11 protein-coding genes and 1 pseudogene are annotated in these 19,494 nt (G+C 73.7%); 1 reads left to right on the top strand and 11 read right to left on the bottom strand.

The features are described 5' to 3' along the window. Positions 1-156: pseudogene (locus AB4Z02_RS02325) on the top strand (inositol-3-phosphate synthase); the annotation flags it as partial. Positions 157-264: 108 nt separating this feature from the next. On the opposite strand, the gene AB4Z02_RS02320 reads toward AB4Z02_RS02325, so the two are convergent. The 11 genes from AB4Z02_RS02320 to AB4Z02_RS02270 all read right to left on the bottom strand — a co-directional run bounded on the left by AB4Z02_RS02320 (position 265) and on the right by AB4Z02_RS02270 (position 19,426). Continuing rightward, positions 265-2,535 (bottom strand): transglutaminase domain-containing protein, encoded by a 2,271-nt coding sequence (locus AB4Z02_RS02320; protein ID WP_441969008.1) that lies wholly within the window; start codon positions 2,533-2,535, stop codon positions 265-267. Positions 2,536-2,684: 149 nt separating this feature from the next. After that, positions 2,685-4,157 (bottom strand): DUF58 domain-containing protein, encoded by a 1,473-nt coding sequence (locus AB4Z02_RS02315; RefSeq protein ID WP_441969006.1) that lies wholly within the window; start codon positions 4,155-4,157, stop codon positions 2,685-2,687. Between the two features lie 13 nt (positions 4,158-4,170). Beyond that, complete coding sequence (locus AB4Z02_RS02310; RefSeq protein ID WP_056882775.1) at positions 4,171-5,139, bottom strand: AAA family ATPase; 969 nt, start codon at positions 5,137-5,139, stop codon at positions 4,171-4,173. 63 nt (positions 5,140-5,202) lie between these two features. Beyond that, positions 5,203-11,631: an Ig-like domain-containing protein gene (locus AB4Z02_RS02305; RefSeq protein ID WP_441969004.1), complete on the bottom strand. Its 6,429-nt coding sequence runs from the start codon at positions 11,629-11,631 to the stop codon at positions 5,203-5,205. Continuing rightward, on the bottom strand, positions 11,628-12,377 hold the full coding sequence (locus AB4Z02_RS02300; protein ID WP_441969002.1) for a hypothetical protein: 750 nt from the start codon (positions 12,375-12,377) through the stop codon (positions 11,628-11,630). The genes AB4Z02_RS02305 and AB4Z02_RS02300 overlap by 4 nt, the downstream gene beginning before the upstream one ends. After that, positions 12,374-13,963: a serine/threonine-protein kinase gene (locus AB4Z02_RS02295; RefSeq protein ID WP_441969000.1), complete on the bottom strand. Its 1,590-nt coding sequence runs from the start codon at positions 13,961-13,963 to the stop codon at positions 12,374-12,376. The genes AB4Z02_RS02300 and AB4Z02_RS02295 overlap by 4 nt, the downstream gene beginning before the upstream one ends. Continuing rightward, positions 13,960-15,747, bottom strand: a complete 1,788-nt coding sequence (locus AB4Z02_RS02290) for an FHA domain-containing protein (protein ID WP_441968998.1) — start codon at positions 15,745-15,747, stop codon at positions 13,960-13,962. The genes AB4Z02_RS02295 and AB4Z02_RS02290 overlap by 4 nt, the downstream gene beginning before the upstream one ends. Next, on the bottom strand, positions 15,744-16,559 hold the full coding sequence (locus tag AB4Z02_RS02285; RefSeq protein ID WP_056882780.1) for a PP2C family protein-serine/threonine phosphatase: 816 nt from the start codon (positions 16,557-16,559) through the stop codon (positions 15,744-15,746). Before AB4Z02_RS02285 ends, AB4Z02_RS02290 begins: the two co-directional genes overlap by 4 nt. Next, a complete protein-coding gene (locus AB4Z02_RS02280) occupies positions 16,556-17,029 on the bottom strand; it encodes a hypothetical protein (RefSeq protein ID WP_441968995.1) in 474 nt (157 codons plus the stop codon). The genes AB4Z02_RS02285 and AB4Z02_RS02280 overlap by 4 nt, the downstream gene beginning before the upstream one ends. 187 nt (positions 17,030-17,216) lie before the next feature. Next, positions 17,217-17,981 carry a glycerophosphodiester phosphodiesterase gene (locus AB4Z02_RS02275; RefSeq protein WP_441968993.1) on the bottom strand — a complete coding sequence of 255 codons (765 nt, stop codon included), beginning with the start codon at positions 17,979-17,981 and terminating at the stop codon, positions 17,217-17,219. Beyond that, entirely contained in the window at positions 17,978-19,426 is a 1,449-nt protein-coding gene (locus tag AB4Z02_RS02270; RefSeq protein WP_441969017.1) for a CCA tRNA nucleotidyltransferase, read from the bottom strand. The genes AB4Z02_RS02275 and AB4Z02_RS02270 overlap by 4 nt, the downstream gene beginning before the upstream one ends. Positions 19,427-19,494: the final 68 nt, after the last annotated feature.

Raw genomic sequence — 19,494 nt, 5'->3', positions numbered from 1 at the left:
GCCATCCGCGCCGCGAAGATCGCCAAGGACCGCGGCATCGGCGGCGCGCTGCTGTCCGCGTCGTCCTACCTGATGAAGTCCCCGCCCGTGCAGCGCGAGGACACCGAGGGCCGCGCCAAGCTCGAGGCCTTCATCGCCGGCACCGAAGAGCGCTGACGCGGGGGCGCTGACCCCAGTGCCACCCCGTACAGCCGAAGAGGCCCCACCCGTCCGCGGGTGGGGCCTCTTCGCGCGTCCCGGCCGGTGGAGGTGGCCGGTGAGGGGTCAGCGCGTCGTCCTGGCGAACAGCGGGCGGACGTCGACGTCCGAGCGCAGCCGCCGCCAGAGGTCGGCCTGTGACCGCAGGTCGCCACGCACCTCGTCGGTCGCGCGGAAGTAGCCCGCGGCGTCCTCGTCGGTGGGCTCCCCCGGGCCGAACACGTGCGCGTCGGCGCGGCGGGCCAGGGGCAGCGTGTCGACCGGTCCGTGCAGCGAGCGCGCCTGCTCCAGGCGGGTGGCCCGGGTGGGTGGGCGGTGGCCGTAGGAGCGGGCGCTGGCCATCAGGTCGGCCCAGGCCCACGCCACGCGGGACGCGGTCGGACCCCGGCTGGCGTGCCGGCGGCGGCGCCAGGCCTTGAGCCCACGCACCAGCCAGTAGAGCGCGGTGAGCACCAGCAGTGGCAGCAGCACGTAGAACACGAGCCACCGCAGCCACCACGGCCAGCTGGCGGGGTCGAACAGCTTCTTCGGCGGCTTCTTCAGGTTGGTGGCGTTCTGCGCCTGGTCCGGTCCCTGCAGGACGCTCGGCGGGTTGACGCCGGCGGGCGGCGGCACCAGGGCGCCGACCTTGCGGTCCTCGACCTTGGTCTGCAGCTCCTTGGGCTTCTTGTTGCGGTCGGGCAGGAAGTTGTCGGTGAGGACCGGCAGCCAGGTGCCCTGGCCGTCGCGGACCTCGACCCAGGCGTGCACGTCACGGCCGCGGACCGGCCCGCTGCCCGGGGTGATCGCCCCCATGACGACGCGCGTCGGCACACCGATGCGGTTGCCCATCAGCGCCAGCGTCGCGGCGTACTGCTCGTCGTTGCCGGCGAGCTGGGCCAGGCCCACGAACCGGGACAGCCGCCCGATGCTGTGGCCCGGCAGGTAGTAGCGCTCCACGGAGTTCTTCGTCCCGCCGTCGGTGTAGGCGCCCTCCCCCGACATGACCTTGGCGATCGCCGCGAACTGGGCCCACGGGTCGGCGGCATCGCCGCTGAAGGCGTCGAGCTTGGCATCGAGGAAGCTGGTGTCGACCTCGTTGGTGAGCGAGCTCGAGCGGATGGCCAGCGACCGCGGCATCTTCGCCTGCGTCGGCGGGACGTAGGCGGTGAAGGTGTAGGAGTCGCCCGGCTCCAGGCGGTCCGGGACCAGTGCGGTGTTGGTGTCGATGTTGAGCCACAGGCGGCTGGAGAGCGTGGCGGCACGGGAGCCCCCGAACTCCACGCCGGCGACGGTGCCGGCCGTCGGCAGCCACACGTCGCCGTAGCCGCCCTGCGGGACGCTCACCTTCACCTCGAGCCGGCGGCCCGGGCCCCTGGTCGAGATGCTCTCCCCGACCTGCTGGAACGCCGCCCCGGGGACGACCGTGCCCGTGTTGGCGCGCTCCGAGGCACCCCAGACGGCCCCGTCGTAGGAGTCGAGGGTCGCGAACCGCAGCGGGGTGCCGGCGGGCAGTCCCTCGACCTCGAGCAGCGGGGTGTCCCACAGCTCGGCCGGGTTGGGCTCGGTGTACCTGCGGAACCCGGCGAGCGGGCTGGGGAACGCCGCGACGTCGATGGGCGGCACGACGTGCGAGCGGGCCACGAGCCGGGTGGTCGGCGCCGACCCGCCCAGCAGCGGGCCCGCGAGGTACCCGGCCACCAGGGCGATGCCGACGAGGCCGGCCCCGATGCCGTACCGCGTCCGCTGGCCGGCGCCGTTCTGCAGCGGCGCGCGCGAGCGCGCGGCCCGCGCGACCATCCAGCCGATGGCCAGCACCGCGAAGACCGCACCCTGCGCGGGCAGGGAGGCCGGCTCGAGGGTGCCGAGCCCGATCCCGAGGGCGAGCAGCGCCAGCGGCGCCGGCAGCACCGCGTACGGGCCGGACCACCGGCGGGCGACCGCGTAGGTGACGCAGCCGCCGAGCAAGCCCACGAGCAGGGGCAGGGCGAGCAGGCCGCTGCCGGTGTCGACGGGGGGCAGCAGCGTCACCAGCCGCTTCCACCCGTGCACCGAGGTGTCGGCGAGGTCGAGCAGGGTCTGCCCGCTCGGCAGCACCCCGCCCACGAGGTCGCGACGCACCGCGAGCGGGCCGCCGAGGAGGAAGTAGAGGACCGTCACCACGGCGAGCGGCGCGACCAGCGGGAGCCGGCGGGCCGTGGTGACGTGCGTGGTCACCAGGCCCAGGAGGAGCCCTGCCGCCGCCGGGAGGACCCAGGAGGTGCCCGCGAAGTCGGTGCGGAAGCCCAGCAGTGCGAGGCCGACGAGCAGGACCGTGAAGCCCGCGTCGACGAGGGCTCCCTGGCCGGGTCGCCACACCCCGGCTGCCGAGGTGGCGGCGAGTCGGGCGCGGGTACTCGTCCAAGAGGGGCGGCTGCGGGTGCGCCCGGGTGCCGTCGAGTCGCGGGCGGGACCGGTCGGGTGCCCGTCCCCTGACGGGCGGCCGGAAGAGCCGGGGCGGGGCGCGCTCATACGAGGGCTCCGCTGGCGAGGACGGCGCGCAGGTCCTCGATGCGCCGGATGTTGAGGCGGACGAGCCCTCCGAGGTGCTGGACGCCGGTCTGCTGGGCGGCGTCGATGGTCAGGACGACCTTGGTGACCTCGAGCTCGAACTGCGCGAGCGCCCGCTGCGCCTCGATGAGGGGCCGCCGGGGTCCGGTGACCAGCACGACGATGGAGGTGTCGGGCGCCAGGGCCAGGGCCTCCGTGCACCGGCCGAAGACGTCGGACGACCCGAGCTCCACCCTGGCCAGCGCGTCGAGGGTGAGCGATGCCGTGGTGCGGGAGGCGGTCTGGTCGCGGCACACGACGGTGGTGTCCTGCTCGTCGCGGATGGCGCGCACGGCGACCGACGCGGCAGCGCTGATCCCGGTCTCGGCCTCGTCCTCGCCGCCGTCGTACTGCTCTGGGTCGGCGTCCACCACGAGGCACAGGTGCGAGCGCCGGGTGTCCAGGAACTGGCGCACGAGCAGGCGTCCGGCCTTGGCCGAGGAGCGCCAGTGGATGTAGCGGCGGTCGTCGCCGGGCTGGTACTCGCGCAGCGCGTGGAACGCCAGGTCCGACATCGACAGGTCCTGGGTCGTCTCGCCCTCGAGGTCGCGCAGCAGGCCGGCGCCGAGGCTCTCGAGGGAGACGGTGCGCGGGTGCACGTAGAGGTCGGTGACCTCGGTCCAGCGCTCGGTGCGCCGGACCAGGCCGAGCGGGTCGCCCTGCACGGTGCGGGCCGGCCCCACGGGGATGACGCCGCGGCGGTGGGTCGGGACCACGAAGAGCTCCTCGTGGGCCCTGCCCGACCCCAGCGGGGGAAGCGTGAAGCGGGCGGCGGAGACGCCCACGGGCAGCTCGACGAGCAGCGGCAGCATGCCGCGGCCGGACTCGTTGGTGACCGTGATCCGGCCGGTCGCCGGCTCGCCGACGCTGACGCGCACCGGCTCGAGGTCGGTGGTGACCGTGACGCGGGTGCGCCCGATCGCCAGCAGGACACAGCACAGCACCAGCACCAGGGCCGCGGCGCCGATCATCAGCCACTCGGTCCACCCGGTCCAGCGGCCGACCACCCAGCCGACGATCCCGAGCGTGAGGACCGCCCAGCCCAGCGGGGAGACCCAGCCCAGCAAGCCCGCCACCGGCGCCCACACCGGACGGGTCCGGTCGCGCAGGTCGTGCACCCGCGTCCGGAGGCCCTCGGGCACGGCGGGGGCGGTGAACCGCTCGAAACCCGTGAGGCTGGGGAGGCGCAGGGCCGGCAGCCCCGCCGACACCCGCGGCAGGGGCCGCGTGCGGCGCCGGCCGCGCTGGGCACGGCGGCCGGCCTCCGGCGCAGCCTGTCGGCCCGAGCGCAGGTCGGCTCGGCGGACGGTCCGCTCCTGGTCGGGGACGGTCCCGTCCCGCGGGGACTCCGGAGTGGACCCGTCCCGCGGGGACCCGGTGGGGGTGCTCATGTCGCGTAGGGCCTCAGGCTGCCCGCTCGGCGGGCGGCGCGACCTCGCCGAGGATCTGGTTGATGACCTGGTCGACGGTGGTGTCGGCGAACTGCGCCTCCGCGGTGAGCAGCAGGCGGTGGCACAGCACCGGGTTGGAGAGCATCTTGATGTCGTCGGGGATGACGTGGGTGCGGCCCTGGCTCGCCGCCCAGGTCTTGGCGCAGCGGACGAACGCGAGGCAGCCGCGGACCGACATCCCGAGCTTGACCGACACGTGCCGCCGGGAGGCCTCGGCGATCTGGGAGACGTAGGCGAGGATCGCCTTGTCGACGTGCACCTCGTCGGCCAGGGCCGCCATGTCGGTGATGACGCTGCTGGTCACGACGGCACCGAGCCCGCCGGCCCGGTCGCGGACCTTGGCGTTGGCCAGCACCGCAACGGTGGCCTCGAGGTCGGGGTAGCCCAGCGAGGTCTTCATGAGGAACCGGTCGAGCTGGGCCTCCGGCAGGCGGTAGGTGCCGGCCTGCTCGATGGGGTTCTGGGTGGCGATGACCATGAAGGGGCGCCCCGCCTCGTGGCGCACCCCGTCCACGGTGATGTGCGCCTCCTCCATGACCTCGAGCAGCGCGGACTGCGTCTTGGGCGAGGCTCGGTTGATCTCGTCGGCGAGGACGATGTTCGCGAAGATCGGGCCGGGGTGGAAGTCGAACTTCTGGGTGCTCGGGTCGTAGATCGTCACGCCGGTCACGTCGCTCGGCAGCAGGTCTGGGGTGAACTGGATGCGGGTGTTGGTGCCCTTCACCGTGCCGGCGAGTGCGCGGGCGAGCTGGGTCTTGCCGGTGCCGGGGTAGTCCTCGAGCAGGAGGTGGCCCTCGGAGAGCATGCAGGTCAGGGCGAGGCGGATCACGTGGTCCTTGCCGAGCACGGCCTTCTCGACGTTCTCCACCATCTGGGTGAACGCCTGCTCGAACCACTGGGCCTGCTCTGGGGTGACGGTCATGGGTGTGTGTTGCCTTTCGTTGCTGCTGGGGACTGACGGGGCGGGGCGGGGGGCCGGGGCCCCCTACCAGGTGATGGAGTCCTTCACCCCGTCGCAGATGGCTGTCACGGTGCTGCCCGGTATGCCGTAGAAGTTGTCGCTCTCCTGGTAGGCGTTGCCGCCCATGGACAGGTCGCGCCAGCCGCTGACGGTGTTGCCGTCGGCGCGGAAGGTGCAGGTCACGCCACCGTTGAAGTTGGCGGTGCGTACGGCGATCCAGCGGCACGAGGGGCTGGAGCAGGAGCCGTTGCCGGTGTTGCACGAGCGTTCGCCGCACGTCGACCCCTTGACCACCGTGACCGTGGGGTCGGCCGGGATGCTGACCCGGTCGGGTCCCACCCAGCCGGACCAGCCGGCGATGGTGTGCGCCCGGACCTCGAGGCCGTAGGTGCCGCCGGCGTCCCCGGTGAAGGAGACCTGCTGCCGGTCGGAGCTCCACGTCTGGTCGACCGCCCCGCGGACCTGCACCTGGTCGGTGGGGCGGCCGTTGTCGGGCGTGTCCCAGGTCCAGGTGATGGTCTTGCCGTTGCGGCTGCCCCGCAGGTTGGTCGGGGGCTTGGTGGCGCCGTAGGGCGTGAACTGGTCACTGCCCTGCGAGAAGGCGGACCACGAGGTGCCGTTGAAGGCGCGGACCGAGATGGACTGCGCCGTGTTGCCGGTGCCGGAGATGGTGAACTGCTTGCTGGAGCCGTTGGCGCAGGGGCAGTCGACGAAGCCGGAGCTGCCGCTGCTGCGCCACTCCAGGCGGGTGAACCCGGAGGCCCGCGAGCTGCCCAGGCCGACCGTGATGGTGGCCCCGTTGTTGGCCGAGGGGGTGCTCGCCCTCGGCTGGGCGGGCGCCTCGGGGATGCCGATGGAGCTGAACGAGGAGGTGTTGCTCTTCGGCGACTCGTTGTTGGCACCGTTGGTGGCGGTGACGACGTAGGTGTAGGTGCGCCCGTCGTAGACCACGCCGGAGTCGGTGTACTGCTGCGAGCCCGGGGAGACCTGGCCGATCTGGGTCCAGCCGCTGCCGTCCACCTGCCGGTAGACCGTGTAGTGCACGAGGGCGGGACCGTTCGGGGAGACCGGGTTCCACGACACCTGGACGTTGGTGCTGTCGTACCCGGCGGCCGGCTGCCGCGGCTGGACGTCGGGACGCTCCACGGCGGGCGGCGTGCCGGCCGACTGCAGCTCGACGGCCGGTCCGTAGGGGCCCGACCCCAGGCCGTTGGTGGCCCGGACCGAGACCTGCTGGACGTCGTTGTTGGTCAGGCCGCTCACGGTGGCCTGCTCGTCGCCGGCCACGGCCTTGACCGTCTTGACCACACCGGTCGTGGTGTCGGTGAACTTCGCCGTGTAGGACACGACGTCGCTGCCCTTCTTCGGCGGCGGGTCCCACCTCACGGTCAGCGTGCCGTCACCACGGGTGACCATGCTGACCCCGGTGACCGGGTTGGGCGCGGTGTCGGGCACGACCGGGCCGGCCTCGGCGCTGGGGTCGCTGTCGCCGATGCCGTTGACGGCGACGACGGAGAACCAGTACTGCTCACCGTCCTGGAGCCCGGCGATCGTGCACGGCGAGGCCGAGCAGGACGTCGTCTTGGCGCCCGGTCCGCGACCCGTGACGGTGTACCCGGTCACAGGGCTGCCGCCGTCGAAGCTCGGCGGCACCCAGGAGACCCGGGCCGTGCCGCCGTTCACGCGGTCGGGGACGGCGCGGACGCCGGTGGGGGCGAGGGGGCGCCCGAGCACGCTGATCGTGCCCCGACCCACGGCGTTGCGGCCGGGGGCGTCGGAGACCGAGACCGTCACCGACCCCGATCCGGACGAGTTGTCGTCAGCCGACACCGTGAGGACGCAGCCGCTGAAGCTGGACGTCAGCCCCTTGCCGCTCTCGATGCGGGCCGCGCCGATGGAGCACTGCGGCTTGTCCAGCGGCGAGTCGAGGTAGGACCGCAGGTCGACCGTGCGGGAGGACCCGGCCTCGAGCCCGGCGACCGTGAACGGGCGCACCCGCGGCGGTGGGGCGGTCGTCGCCACGGCGTTGCCCTGCTCGTCGAGCACGGGGGCGGTGGACTGGCCGCTGAGGCCGAGCACGCCGACCCTGATGTAGGAGACCTCGTCGGCGCCGCGCGCCTGGATGCGGAGCCGGCCGTTGCTGCTGGTCGGGGCGCCGGCGTCGGCCTTGAGCGTGACCCCGCGCCCCCCGTCGCCGTCCTGCCTCAGGGCGACCCCGCGCGGCTCGGGCTCCCAGCGGACGTCGAAGCGCACGTCGTCGAAGGTCATGCCCGGGGGCAGCCAGGCGTGGCACAGCGTCGGGATGTCGAGGCTGCGGGGCCGGCCTGCCGCCACGAGGCTGACCGAGAAGTCGGGGCAGCTGAGCAGCGGCACCTTGGGCCCGACCTGGACCGGGATCGAGACGTAGGCGGTGCGGAAGTCCTTCTGGTCCACGCTCTCCCGGTCGGTGACCTCGAGCATCACCGCAGCCGGGCCGACGTACCCGTGCGACGACTTCAGCGTCAGGGTGCCCTTGTCCTCGTTGGTGACGCTGAGGTCCTCAGCGGGCGAGGCGCTGAGCGTGTCGGGCGTCGTCAGGGCGATGACCCGGGACCGGGGCGACTTCACGTAGTCGCCCAGCGCGACCGTCTCGGTGGAGTCCTTGCCCATCTCGATGAGCGACCCGCTCACCACGAACGGCAGCCCGTTGTTGCCGGTCGGGACGAAGATCAGCGCCATGGCGGTCTCGCCGTCGGCGTCCCGGATGACGTAGGGCACGGTGTGGGGGTGGTCGAGCACCTTGACCCTGACCTGGTTGCCCTCGATCGTCCCCTCGGGTGACAGCAGCCGGTCGACCACCAGCGAGCTCTGGTCACCGTCAACGTCACGGTCGTTGGCCAGCACGTCGACGAGCACGGTGTCCTCGCCGGCCACGGGCTTGGCCACGTCGTCGACCGCGACGGGACGGTTCTTCCACCCCGGCACCGGCAGCACGGTGATCGCGGCCCGCGACGGGTCGAAGACGCCGTTGTCGATGCCGTAGGTCAGCACCTGCGGTCCGGCCTGCACCTTGGGGACCACGGTGCGGAAGCTGCTGGCCTCGGCGTCGACCTTCCACTTCGCGAGGGTCTGCTCGTCGTTGAGGTCCTTGTACTGGACGTCGATCGCGTCGCCACGGGCGATGAGGTCGTTCTCCGTCGGGTCGAGCGTGACGGTCTTGCCGGGGGCGGCGCGGACCTCGTCCTGCACGGCCACCGGCGGCTGCGGGTCCCCGGGGGCGACGACACCGATGCGCACGAACCCGGTGCTCTTGGCGCCGTACCGGTCGGCGACGGTGTAGTGGAGCACCTCCGTGCCGGTCGCGCGGGGGTAGGCCTCGTACTTGATGGTGGACGTGCCGATGCCGGTGACCCGGCCGAGCGACAGGTCGACGGCGCCGCCGTCCTCGCCCTCGATGCCCTGGACGGTCACGCTGTCCCCGTCGGGGTCCACCCCGGACACGGGCACCGTGACGGTCAGGGGCTCACCCGAGACGACGCTGGCCGAGAAGCTGCGCGCGACGGGTGCCTGGTTGGGGTTGCTCGCCCCGGGCAGGGGCTTGACCGTGACCGAGACCCGGCCGGAGCGGGCCTTGGCCTTCTCCCCGATCGGGTACGCGGAGTACTCGATGGTGACGACCTTCTCCACGGTGACGGGCGTGGCGGCATCGGGGACGTAGCGGATGACGTTGCCGGAGGCGAAGGCGTTCTGCGGCTCACCGGCCCCGAGCACCTTGACCGTCTCGGGGTCCAGGACCAGGGGGATGCCCTCGGCCATGGAGTCGTTGTCGAGCACCGGGATGCTGACGCTGTCCTGGGCCCGGACCACGGCGGTGTCGTCCTGGATGATCGGCAGGGCCTTGGGGTCGGTCGGTCGCTGGGTGACCGTCACCTCGCCGGTGGCCGACTTCCTGCCGTCGCTCACGGTGTAGCGGACGGTGCCGGTGCGCGGCTTGGAGCCACCGGTGAACGGGTCGAGCGCCTCGATGCGCACCCACCGCCCCTGGTAGATCGACGGGCGCAGCCAGGAGCTGTCCTTGTCGACCGACACGCTGCGGGTGACCAGGACGTCGGCCCGCGGGGAGTAGTCGTTGGCCAGCACGTCGGCCATGACCGGGGTCTGGTCGCGGACCGTGGCGGCCTCGGGCACGGCGACCGGCGGGGCGTCCGGGTCGGGGTCGTCGATGAGGTCGATGCGCACCCGCCCTGGGGCGACGCCCTGTCCGACCTGCGCCGCGTACGTCAGCTCGTAGGTGCCCTTGGCTGCGCCGGTGACGGTCACGACTCCCGTGTCGAGGTCGCTCTCGACGTCGAGCGCACCGGTGGGGCGGACCTCGGTGGCCAGCCGCATCTTCGCGTCCGGCTCCTCGGGGTCGGCGCCGGCGATGTCGTTGCCGAGCGGCTCGATCTGCAGCGGCTTGCCGACGACACCGCGTACGACGTCGGGCTGGGTGAGGGGGGCTCGGTAGCGGCCGTCCTTGTCGAGGACGGCCAGGGTGACCCGCCCCTGGGTGACGCCGCCGCGGCCGTCGTCGACGGTGTAGGGCACCGCCTGCGAACCGGCCTTCTCGCGGGCCTGCACGACGAGGCGGCCGAGGCCGTCGACGAGGCTGTCGGAGTCGGCGGGCTGCACGATGACCTGGTCGCTCTCGGGGTCGCGCCAGTCACCGACCACGGAGACGGGCAGGCGCCCGCTGGCTACGACCGGGTACGCCGTCTTCGCCAGGGTCGCCGCCCCTTCCCGCAGGAAGGGGGCGCTGTTGACCTGCTCGTCGACGATCGAGACGGTGACCGTCGCCTGCGGGTGCGCGGCGGCGGTGCCGTTGTTGACCTTGTAGGAGAAGGAGAACGACTGCACGTCGGGGTGGCTCGGCACGCTGACGTCGATGGACTGGCCGTCGCCCGCGACGGTCGCGGTGACCCCGGTAGCCGTGGGCTGGGTGACCTCGCTGGGGGCGATGGCCAGGATCGACCCGGCCGTGTCGGTGTCGTTGTCGAGGACGTGCAGCTTCGACGTGCGACCCGGGCGCACCTTGAGGTTGTCGGGCTCGGCTTTCGGCGGCTGCGGCGTCGTCGTGTCGTCGACGACGTTCTTGTCCTTGTTGTCGTTGTTGTCGTCGGTCTTGCTCGGGGGGATGACCGAGTCCCAGTTGTCGATCTTCAGCGGCTTGGAGTCCAGGTCCCAGGCGTCGCCGGTGTCGAGGTCGTTGAGGACGATGAGGTTGCGGTTGGTGCGCAGGGCCATGCCGTCACGCAGCGGCACGTCGCCCGGCTTGTCGAGGGTGCCGGCCGTGACCGTCACGCCCTGCCCGCAGTTGGCGCCGTAGTAGGCCTTGGCCGTCTGGGCCCAGGCCGCGTGGAGGCAGTCGCCGAGCCGGACCGGTCGCGACACCTTGGGCCTCTCCGCCCCCGGGCCCACCTGGCTCGGGAGCCGGACCCCGGCCTGGCCGGGCTCCCCACCGAGGCCGACGACCTTGAGCTCGGTCGTGGTCTCCAGGGCCACCGACCCGGCGTCCGGGCCGGGCTGCTGCAGCGCGGCGTACGCCATGCCCCCCAGCCGGTCGGCGCCACCGGCGACGGGCTTGTCGAGGCCCTGGGCGAAGACCTGGTCCGCCACCGGGTTGTAGACGACCCAGCGCTTGCCGACCGCGGTGATGTCGACGGCGCTCGACTCCAGCTTGATCTTGTCGGTCACCGGCGTGCCGAAGGAGCCGCCCACGACCGGGACGGAGACGACCTTGCCGGTGGCCGCCGACACGACGTGCACGCCACCGGAGGTGTCGACGGCCATCGCGGCGACGGCGCCCGCGGTGGCCAGGGGCTTGGCCGAGGTCGACAGCGAGAGCCCGGACAAGGGCGCGGCGGGGTCGACCCGCTGGGCCCAGACCTTGCCGGTCCTGGGGTCGACCATGGCGAGGGTGCCGCCGCGCAGGTCGCCGGTGCCAGGCACGAACTCGGCGCCGACCGGCTTGGCCTTCTGCGGCAGCTGGACGGGGGAGGTGGAGTCGATGCGACCGGTCAGCGGGTCGATGGGGACGAGCTGGTTGCCCGAGGTGAGGATGCCCCCGACCGCCGCCCCGTCCTGGAGCACGTCGAGCCCCGCGCCCGGCGTGACGTTGGCCTGGATGCCGGCGTCGAACTGCCGCGCCGCCTTGTTCATCCGCGCGAACTGGCTGTAGTTGGTCGCCGAGACCCAGACGCCGCCGTCGTTGAGGTCGGCCTCGTGGACGGTCTCGCCCTTGGACTGGACCGCGAAGAAGGCGAGGCTGGACGCCGCCACGGCGACGACGACCCCCGACGCCACTCCTGTGCGCCGGCGCGAGACCGATCTCATGTGCTTGGTGCCCCCGTGCTGCTGGTGGTGCTCGTGGTGGTCGTGCCCGTGGTGGTGCCGGTCGTGCTGGCCACCGCGCTGGTCGTGGGTCGTGGTGCTCACCCGGCTGGTGCCGACTCCGGGTCCTCGTGGTCGAGCGCATCGAGCAGCGCGAGGTCGGCCTCCGTCACCAGACGGGTCGACAGCGCGTGCTCGACGAGGCGTGCCTTGCGGTTGCTGGCGAGCTTCCCCGGCCCACCGTGCAGTCCACGAGTACCAGCATCCGCGAGCTTTTGACAGACATTGTCCAGTTTTCGGTTGAACTTCGTGACCTTCCAGCCCAGCCGCGCCGCCGCGTCGGCGGACGACGGGATCTGGCCGGGAGCGGAGTACGAGCGCCGGAGCAGCCCTTCGCACAGGGCGACCATGAGCAGCTTCTGGTCGGGGGTGAACGTGACCCGCCCGACCGTGGTCTCCCCGGTGCTCTCGTCCTCGGCGACGTCCTCGGTGCCCGTGGCGGTGAAGGCGGGGGTGTCGACGATGACGTCGAAGTCGTAGGTCGTCGGGCCGGCGGTGAACCACACCGTGAACCGCTCGAGCGCCAGCGGGATCCGGGCGCCGGGGTTGAGCCAGGCCTGGAACAGCCCCTTCTTGTCCGCGACGGTGGCGGTCAGCGTGGTGCCGACGTTGGTCAGCCACCACAGGCCGCCGTCCTCGACCACCTGCAGGAAGCTGCGGTGCAGGAAGGGGTTGTCGTCGATCTCCACGTCGCCGGTGCGCCCGATGGTCAGCGGCGTCCCGGGCTGCGCGACGAACTCCTCCCCGCAGAACTCCACGGTGACGCTGCCGGTCCTGGTCGCCGTGCTCACTTGGCCCTCCCGCACTGGGGTGTCGAGTAGTCGGAGGTCGGCCCCTCGCGGCTCACCTTGACCTGGCCGCAGACCTGGGTGCCCTTGCGGGCCCTGACGGTGAAGGTGGAGACGTCGAGGGGAGCCCCGTCGATGGCGGTGGCGAGCACCGAGGTCCCGGACCCGGTGCGCAGGAAGAACCGGTCGACCTTCTCGGGCGAGAGGTACTGCCAGGTGAACTTCACGCCGCCTGCGACGCCGACCGCCTCGATCGTCGGGGTGCTGGGGACGGAGAGCGCGAGGTCGCCGCTCTGGCTCGCGACCGTGGTCGGGACGTCCTGGGGGTCCTCGCCCCCGCGGCCGAGGAGGGTGGAGACACCCACCACCACAGCCACCACGGCGACGGCGATCGCGGCGAAGGTCACCGCGGGGTTCCGTGCCGGCGCGGGCGCAGGTGCGTCCGCCCCGACCTGGCGGGCCGCGAGCCGGTCGCGGCTCACGGTGCCCCCCGCGTCGGGCAGGTCGGCCCCGGGGCGCTCGTACGCGGTGTGCGTGCCTGCCGCGACCGCACCCTGGGCGCCGGTCACGGCCGTCGTGCCGCCGACCGATCGGGGCGGGCGCGGTGGGACGGGCGGGGCCTGGCCCTGGACGGCCTGGGGAGCCCGCACGCGGGTGCGGTCGTCCTCGGCCCCGGGCGCCGGGGCGCTCTGGTCGGCGAGCGTGGTCTGCCCCTGCTCGTCGAGGACGACGATGGCGGTGCGGGAGAACCGCTGTTCCTGCTCGATCTCCTGCAGGGCCCGGGCGAACTGCAGCGCCGTCTGCGGCCGGGCGGCAGGGTCCTTGGCCATCGCCTGCGCCAGGAGCCGCTCGAGCGAGACGGGCACGTCGGCCCGGCCGGTCGGCGGCACGGGGGCGGTGCGGATCCGCGGCATGAGGCCGTAGGCGGAGTTGTCGCCACCGGGGACCTCGAACGGCGAGCGCCCCACGAGCAGCTGCCACAGCGTCGCGGCCAGGGAGTAGACGTCGGCCCGGGCGTCGCCGTTGGACTGGCCGAAGAGCACCTCCGGCGGCGCCCACGGCACGCTGACGCCCACGTCGTCATCGTCGTCGTCGGCCGCGCCGTGGCCGAGCTGCCCGGCGATGCCGAAGTCGGTGAGGCCGGGGGCGCCGTACTGGCTGACCAGCACGTTGGCCGGCTTGATGTCGCGGTGGGTGATGCCCGCACGGTGGGCGGTCTCGACCGCGCTCGCGAGCTGGATACCCGTCCGCAGCACGTCCTCGACGCCGAGGCGCTCGGTGCGCGAGCGCACCGCGAGGTTCGGCGGCGGGTAGTACTTCATGACCAGGTAGGGACGGCCGTCCACGGACGTGCCCGAGCGGAACACCTGGACGATGTAGGGGTGGTCGGCGAGCTGGGCCATGGTGTCGGCCTCGTCGCGGAACTGCCGGCGGATCGAGTCCGTGAGCCCCTCGCCCTTGAGCACCTTGACGGCGACGCGCATCCGCGGCATCTGCTGCTCGTAGAGGTAGACGTCGGCGTAGCCGCCCGACCCCACGAGCTCGCGGAAGACCAGCCCGTCCAGCTCCGGCGGGGTCGTCACCGTCACGTGGGCACCTCGTAGGTGAAGGTGGCCTCGTCGGCCAGGCCCACCACGGTCCCGGGCTCGATGACCTGGCTGTCGCTGGGCCGCAGGCGGACGGCCTGCTGCCCGGGCAGCGTGACCGTGGTGCCGTTGGTCGAGCCGAGGTCGCGGACCAGCACGTGCCAGCCCTCGAGGACGATCTCGACGTGGTTGCGCGAGATGTCGTTCTCCCGGCTCACGACCCGGACGAGGTGCGGTCGCTGGGCAGGCGGCAGGTCGGCGTTGACCTTGGGCGCACGGCCGAGCAGCACGCCGCGGTCGAGGGTCACGACGTCGCCGGTCGAGAGGCGGATCGTGCCGAGCGGCGGCCTGGGCGTCTGGAACGGCTGCTGCGGCGGGATGTCGCGGTCGCAGACCCGGCAGGTGCCCGCGTGCGGCGGGCTGGGGTGGCCGGCGGGGCACAGCACCGCGAGGACGATGGGTCCGCGGGGTATGGAGCCGGTGGCCGTCACCGGCAGGCTCGCCCGGTCGACGGTCGCCGACTCCACTTCGGGCGCGGGGGCCGGCCCGGGCTCCGGGGTGGCGGGCTGAGGCTCTGACCGGGGCACGGACAGAGGCTGGGGCGCGGGGGGAGCAGGCGTCGGTACCGGTGAGGGCGTGGTGGGCGCGGGCACGCTCGGCGCGGCCGGCCCACCGCTCGGGGTGGCGCGGCGCCCGGGCATCTCGGTGGCGGGCGAGGCGGCAGGAGCGCCCCAGCCCTGGACGGCCGCGGGCGGGCTGACCGGTGCAGCGGCGGGCGGCGGCTCGACCGGCGCCGGTGCCGGCGCGGGCGGCGTGACCGGGAGCTGGGTGGTCGGGGTCGCGGGACGGCCCACGTCCTCGGCCGGGGCGACGTTGCTGCCCCCGCGGCGCCAGGGGACCGACTCGATGAGCCCGCTGCCCGCACCCGGCGATGCTGGGGCGGGCGCGGCCGGCGCACCCGCGGGACCGGCGGGCGAGGCGGGACCCGGAGGCGTGGCTGGCGCAGTACCGGTCGGTCGTCCCTGCTGGGTGTGCTGCGGTGGGGGGAGCGTGTGGTCCGAGGGTCGCCCGCCCGGGAGGTCGGCGGCCGTCTCGTCGGCCTTCGCGGCAGCCGGATCGGCCGCGTGCTCGACGCCTGCGGCCTCCTCCATGGGGACGCGCCCGATGGGCGGCTCCCGGAGGGTGCCGGTGTCGTGGTTGGGCAGGAACGGCGGCGCCCCGGTCGAGCCCGGCGCCCCGAACAGGTAGTCGTAGCCGGGCACGTCCTGGACGGCCAGCCCGTCGGCGTCCTCCGCAGCGGCAGCGGCGTCGGCAGGCGGGGGGCCGCCTCGGCGCAGGCGTGCGGGCAGCTGCCAGCCCTTGACCGCACCGGGCGAGCCGAGCTCGCCATCGGGCAGGACCTCCGCGGCCGGCGCTGGCAGCGGCTCGCCGGAGTGCAGCACGAGCTCGGTGGTCCCGTCCGGTGCGTCCTCGTCGGCCCAGGGGCCGCGGCGCGCCGCGTGGATCTCCACGTCGCCGTCCGGACCCGGCACCACGGCGTACGCGGTGCCGCGGGCGACGACGCGCACGGGGTCGCCGTCCTGGACGGCCACGAAGTCGGGGGTGGTGCGGACGCCGTCGCGGGTCAGCGCGTCGAGCAGCTCGTCGAGCTCACCCGACCCGGCCGCCCCACGGGCGCGCACGACGACGTCGTCGGACCCGGCACCCCGCACGAGGGCGAAGACGCCACCAGCCGAGATGGCGGACCATCCCGGCTGGTCGGGGGCGTGGAAACGGACGTCCGTCACGTCGCGGGCCCCCTGACCTCGCGGCGCGGGGCGGTGTCGACGTCGAGGTCGTCGTCGTCCTCGCGGCGGTCGAGGGCGACGACCACGACGGTGACGTTGTCGCGACCACCGGCGTCGACGGCGGCGTCGACCAGCGCGACCGCTGCCTGCTCGGGGTCGTCGTGGGCGGCGACGACGGCACCGATCTCGTCGTCACCGAGCTCGCCGTTGAGGCCGTCGGAGCAGACGAGGAACCGCTCCCCCACCTGCGGCGGGAACACCCACAGGTCGACGGCGGGCATGGTGTCTGCACCCAGCGAGCGCGTGACGACGTTGCGCAGCGGGTGGCGGGCGGCCTCGGCCTCGGTGATGAGCCCGGCGTCGACGAGCTCGCGCACCTCGGAGTGGTCGACGGTCACCGGCTGCAGGCGCCCGTCGACGAACCGGTAGACGCGCGAGTCGCCCACGTTGAAGACGGCCCAGTGGGTCGAGCCCCCCGCACTGACGACGGCGATGCCGGCCGCCGTGGTCCCCATACCGGTCTGCTCGGGGTGACGTGCCACGGACCGCAGGATGCGGGCATTGGCCTCGGTGAGCGCGGCGACGACGTCGTCGCGCACGAGGACGGTGCGCTCGGACAGCCCGCGCAGGCACTCGACGACGATCGCGCTCGCCACCTCGCCCGCCGCGTGGCCACCCATGCCGTCGGCGACGGCGAAGACCGCACCCTCGGTCGTCAGGTCGTCCTCGTTGTGGTCGCGGACCCGGCCCACGTCGGTCGCCGAGCCGACGCGCAGCGTCAGCCCGGACAGCTGCACCTGCCGGGTGGTCACCGGGTCACCCGGACGGTCTGCATGAGCTCCTGGATGGCGGCGTACTCGTCGGCGACCTCGGGGCCACCCACCGAGCCGGTCACCTGGATCAGGTCGACCACCTGGCCGCGGCGCGCGCCGGCGAACAGGTGCGCCTGGACGACGTCACCGACCTGGTCGTCGGTCCACGACACGTTGACGCCGACGAAGGGCACGGTGTCGATCTCGACCTCGAAGGGCTCGTCCATCTCGCCGTCGGGCCGCTCGCCCACGAACGCCTTGAGCTCGGCGAGCGCCCGGCCGATGGTGAACTCCGCCGAGCGGGTGAACCCGCGGACGACGAGGTTGGGGGCGAACGCGCCGACCTGCTCCGCGCGCCGGGCCGCGAGCAGCGTGCCGGGGACCCGCACCGGCGACCACCCGTCGGGGATGTCGACGGTGACCGAGGGCGGGCCGGGGAACTGCTCGCTCGGGTACTTCAGGGTGGGCATCGGGACCTTTCGGGGGTGCTCGGTGGCCATCGACCTCGCCGGCGACCGCTCCGGCAAGGCTAGGCGCGGCGCAGGCCGGTTCCCATGGGGAGCACTCCCCATCACCCACCCTGCCGACACGGCCGGGCCAAGGCTCCCACACGTGGGCAAACCGGGAAACCTCGACAGACCGGTCAGACCGGGAACCTCAGTCGGCGACACCCTGCAGCGCCGCCAGCGTGGCCGGCACGTCGTCCACGACCACCGCGTCGACGCCGGCCCCCACCAGCTCGGTGGCCACCTGCGCGTCCGGGCACCACGCGACCACCTCGAGACCCGCGTCATGGGCCACCTGCACCGCGTACTCCGCGGAGCGGAACGTCGGCGAGTGGTCCATGGGGTTGGGCCCGAAGGAGGACCAGTGGGCGGCGACACCGTCGACGCCGAGGTGGGCCGCCGCAGGGATGGCCTTGCGCAACGGGAACCCGATCCAGGTCAGCAGCGCCCGCGGCACGTCGGGGGCCACCTCGTGCAGGACGAGCAGGGCCGCGGGGTCGAAGGACGACACGAGCAGCGGCCGGCGCGCCACCTCGGCGGCGACCACCGGCGCGAGCAGGGCCGCGGTGGTCGAGGACGGCGGGCGGACCGCGTCCTCCAGGGAGGTCTTGAGGTCGAGGTTGACCCCGGTGCCCTCGGGGAGCGCGTCGAGGACCTCGGCCAGCGTCACCGCACCGAGCTCACGCGCCCGGTCGAGGGTGAGGTCGGCGACGAACTCGGCGTCACCGACCGTCGGGTAGTGCCCGACGACCAGCTCGTCGTCACCGGTCCGCCGCACGTCCAGCTCCACCCAGCGCAGCCCGCTGCCGGCGGCGGCGACGATCGACCCGAGCGAGTTCTCCGCGTGCCCGTCGACGGTGTCGCGGCCGAGCCCCCGGTGGCCCAGGACCGTGGGCCTCCCCCCGAAGACCCTCACGCGTCGCCGGCCCCGGCCGACTCGGGCTGCTGCGCCCACCACTGCCGCAGCGCGGCCTCCGCGGCGTCCCGGCCGATGGGGCCCTGCTCCATCCGCACCTCCAGGAGGAAGGAGTAGGCGCGCCCCAGGACGGGTCCGGGGCGGATGCCGAGGACCTCGGCGATCTCGTTGCCGTTGAGCTCGGGGCGCACCCTGGCCAGCTCCTCGGCCTCCTGCAGCGCCCCGATGCGCACCTCGAGGGCGTCGTACGTGGCCGAGAGCCGCGCCGCCTTCCTCGCGTTGCGGGTCGTGGAGTCCGACCGGGTCAGGCGGTGCAGCCGGGGAAGCAGGGGTCCGGCGTCGGTGATGTAGCGACGTACGGCCGAGTCGGTCCACTGCCCGTCGCCGTACCCGTGGAACCGCAGGTGCAGCTCGGTGAGCCGGGCGACGGCCTTGACCGTCTCCTTGTCGAAGCGCAGGGCCTTGAGGCGCTTGGACGCCAGCTTGGCGCCGACGACCTCGTGGTGGTGGAAGGAGACGCCTCCGCCGTCCTCGAACCGCCGCGTCGCGGGCTTGCCGATGTCGTGCAGCAGGGCGGCCAGGCGCAGCCACAGGTCCGGCCCCGGCACCGACTCCGGCGGGCCGCCGGCCGGGCCCTCGAGGGCGATGGCCTGGTCGAGCACGGTGAGCGAGTGCTCGTAGACGTCCTTGTGCCGGTGGTGCTCGTCGATCTCGAGCCGCAGGGCGGGCAGCTCGGGCAGCACGTGGTCGGCCAGCCCGGTGTCCACGAGCAGCCGCAGGCCGGGGCGTGGCGCGGGGGCGAGCAGCAGCTTGGTCAGCTCGTCACGCACCCGCTCGGCCGAGACGATCCCGATCGAGCCGGCCATCTGCACCATCGCGGCGCGCACCTCCGGCGCCACCTCGACGCCGAGCTGCGCGGTGAACCGGCAGGCGCGCATCATCCGCAGCGGGTCGTCACCGAACGACAGCTCCGGGGCCCCCGGGGTCCGCAGCCGTCGGGCGGCGAGGTCGGCCAGCCCGGCATACGGGTCGACGAACTCCATCGACGGCAGCCGCAGCGCCATCGCGTTGACGGTGAAGTCGCGGCGGACGAGGTCGTCCTCGAGGTTGTCGCCGAAGGCGACCACGGGCTTGCGCGTCTCGCCGTCGTAGGCGTCGGCCCGGTAGGTCGTGACCTCGACGGTGTGCTCGCCGCGCCGGGCGCCGATCGTGCCGAACTCGCGGCCGATGTCCCAGTGCGCGTCCGCCCAGGGCCGCAGGATGGCCAGCGTCTCGTCGGGGGTCGCGCTGGTCGTGAAGTCGAGGTCCGGGGAGGTGCGGCCGAGGAACGCGTCGCGCACCGGGCCGCCGACCAGGGCGAGCTCGTGGCCGGCCGCGGCGAAGAGGCCGCCGAGCTCGGTGAGCAGGGGGACGACCGGCGCGAGGTGGGCGGTGGCCTGTCGCATGAGCTCGGGCAGCAGGGCCGGTGCGGGGTCGGCCTGCGGCTCGCGGGGATCAGCGGTGGACACGAAGG

This window comes from Pedococcus sp. 2YAF34, from assembly GCF_052114585.1.
GTDB lineage: Bacteria > Actinomycetota > Actinomycetes > Actinomycetales > Dermatophilaceae > Pedococcus.
This window is presented reverse-complemented; position numbering and strand designations above follow the sequence as displayed.

Coding starts and splice junctions, on each gene's coding strand:
- AB4Z02_RS02310 (WP_056882775.1), bottom strand. CDS start 5,139: ATGACCGTCACCCCAGAGCAGGCCCAGTGGTTCGAGCAGGCGTTCACC.
- AB4Z02_RS02280 (WP_441968995.1), bottom strand. CDS start 17,029: ATGCCCACCCTGAAGTACCCGAGCGAGCAGTTCCCCGGCCCGCCCTCG.
- AB4Z02_RS02315 (WP_441969006.1), bottom strand. CDS start 4,157: ATGAGCACCCCCACCGGGTCCCCGCGGGACGGGTCCACTCCGGAGTCC.
- AB4Z02_RS02270 (WP_441969017.1), bottom strand. CDS start 19,426: ATGCGACAGGCCACCGCCCACCTCGCGCCGGTCGTCCCCCTGCTCACC.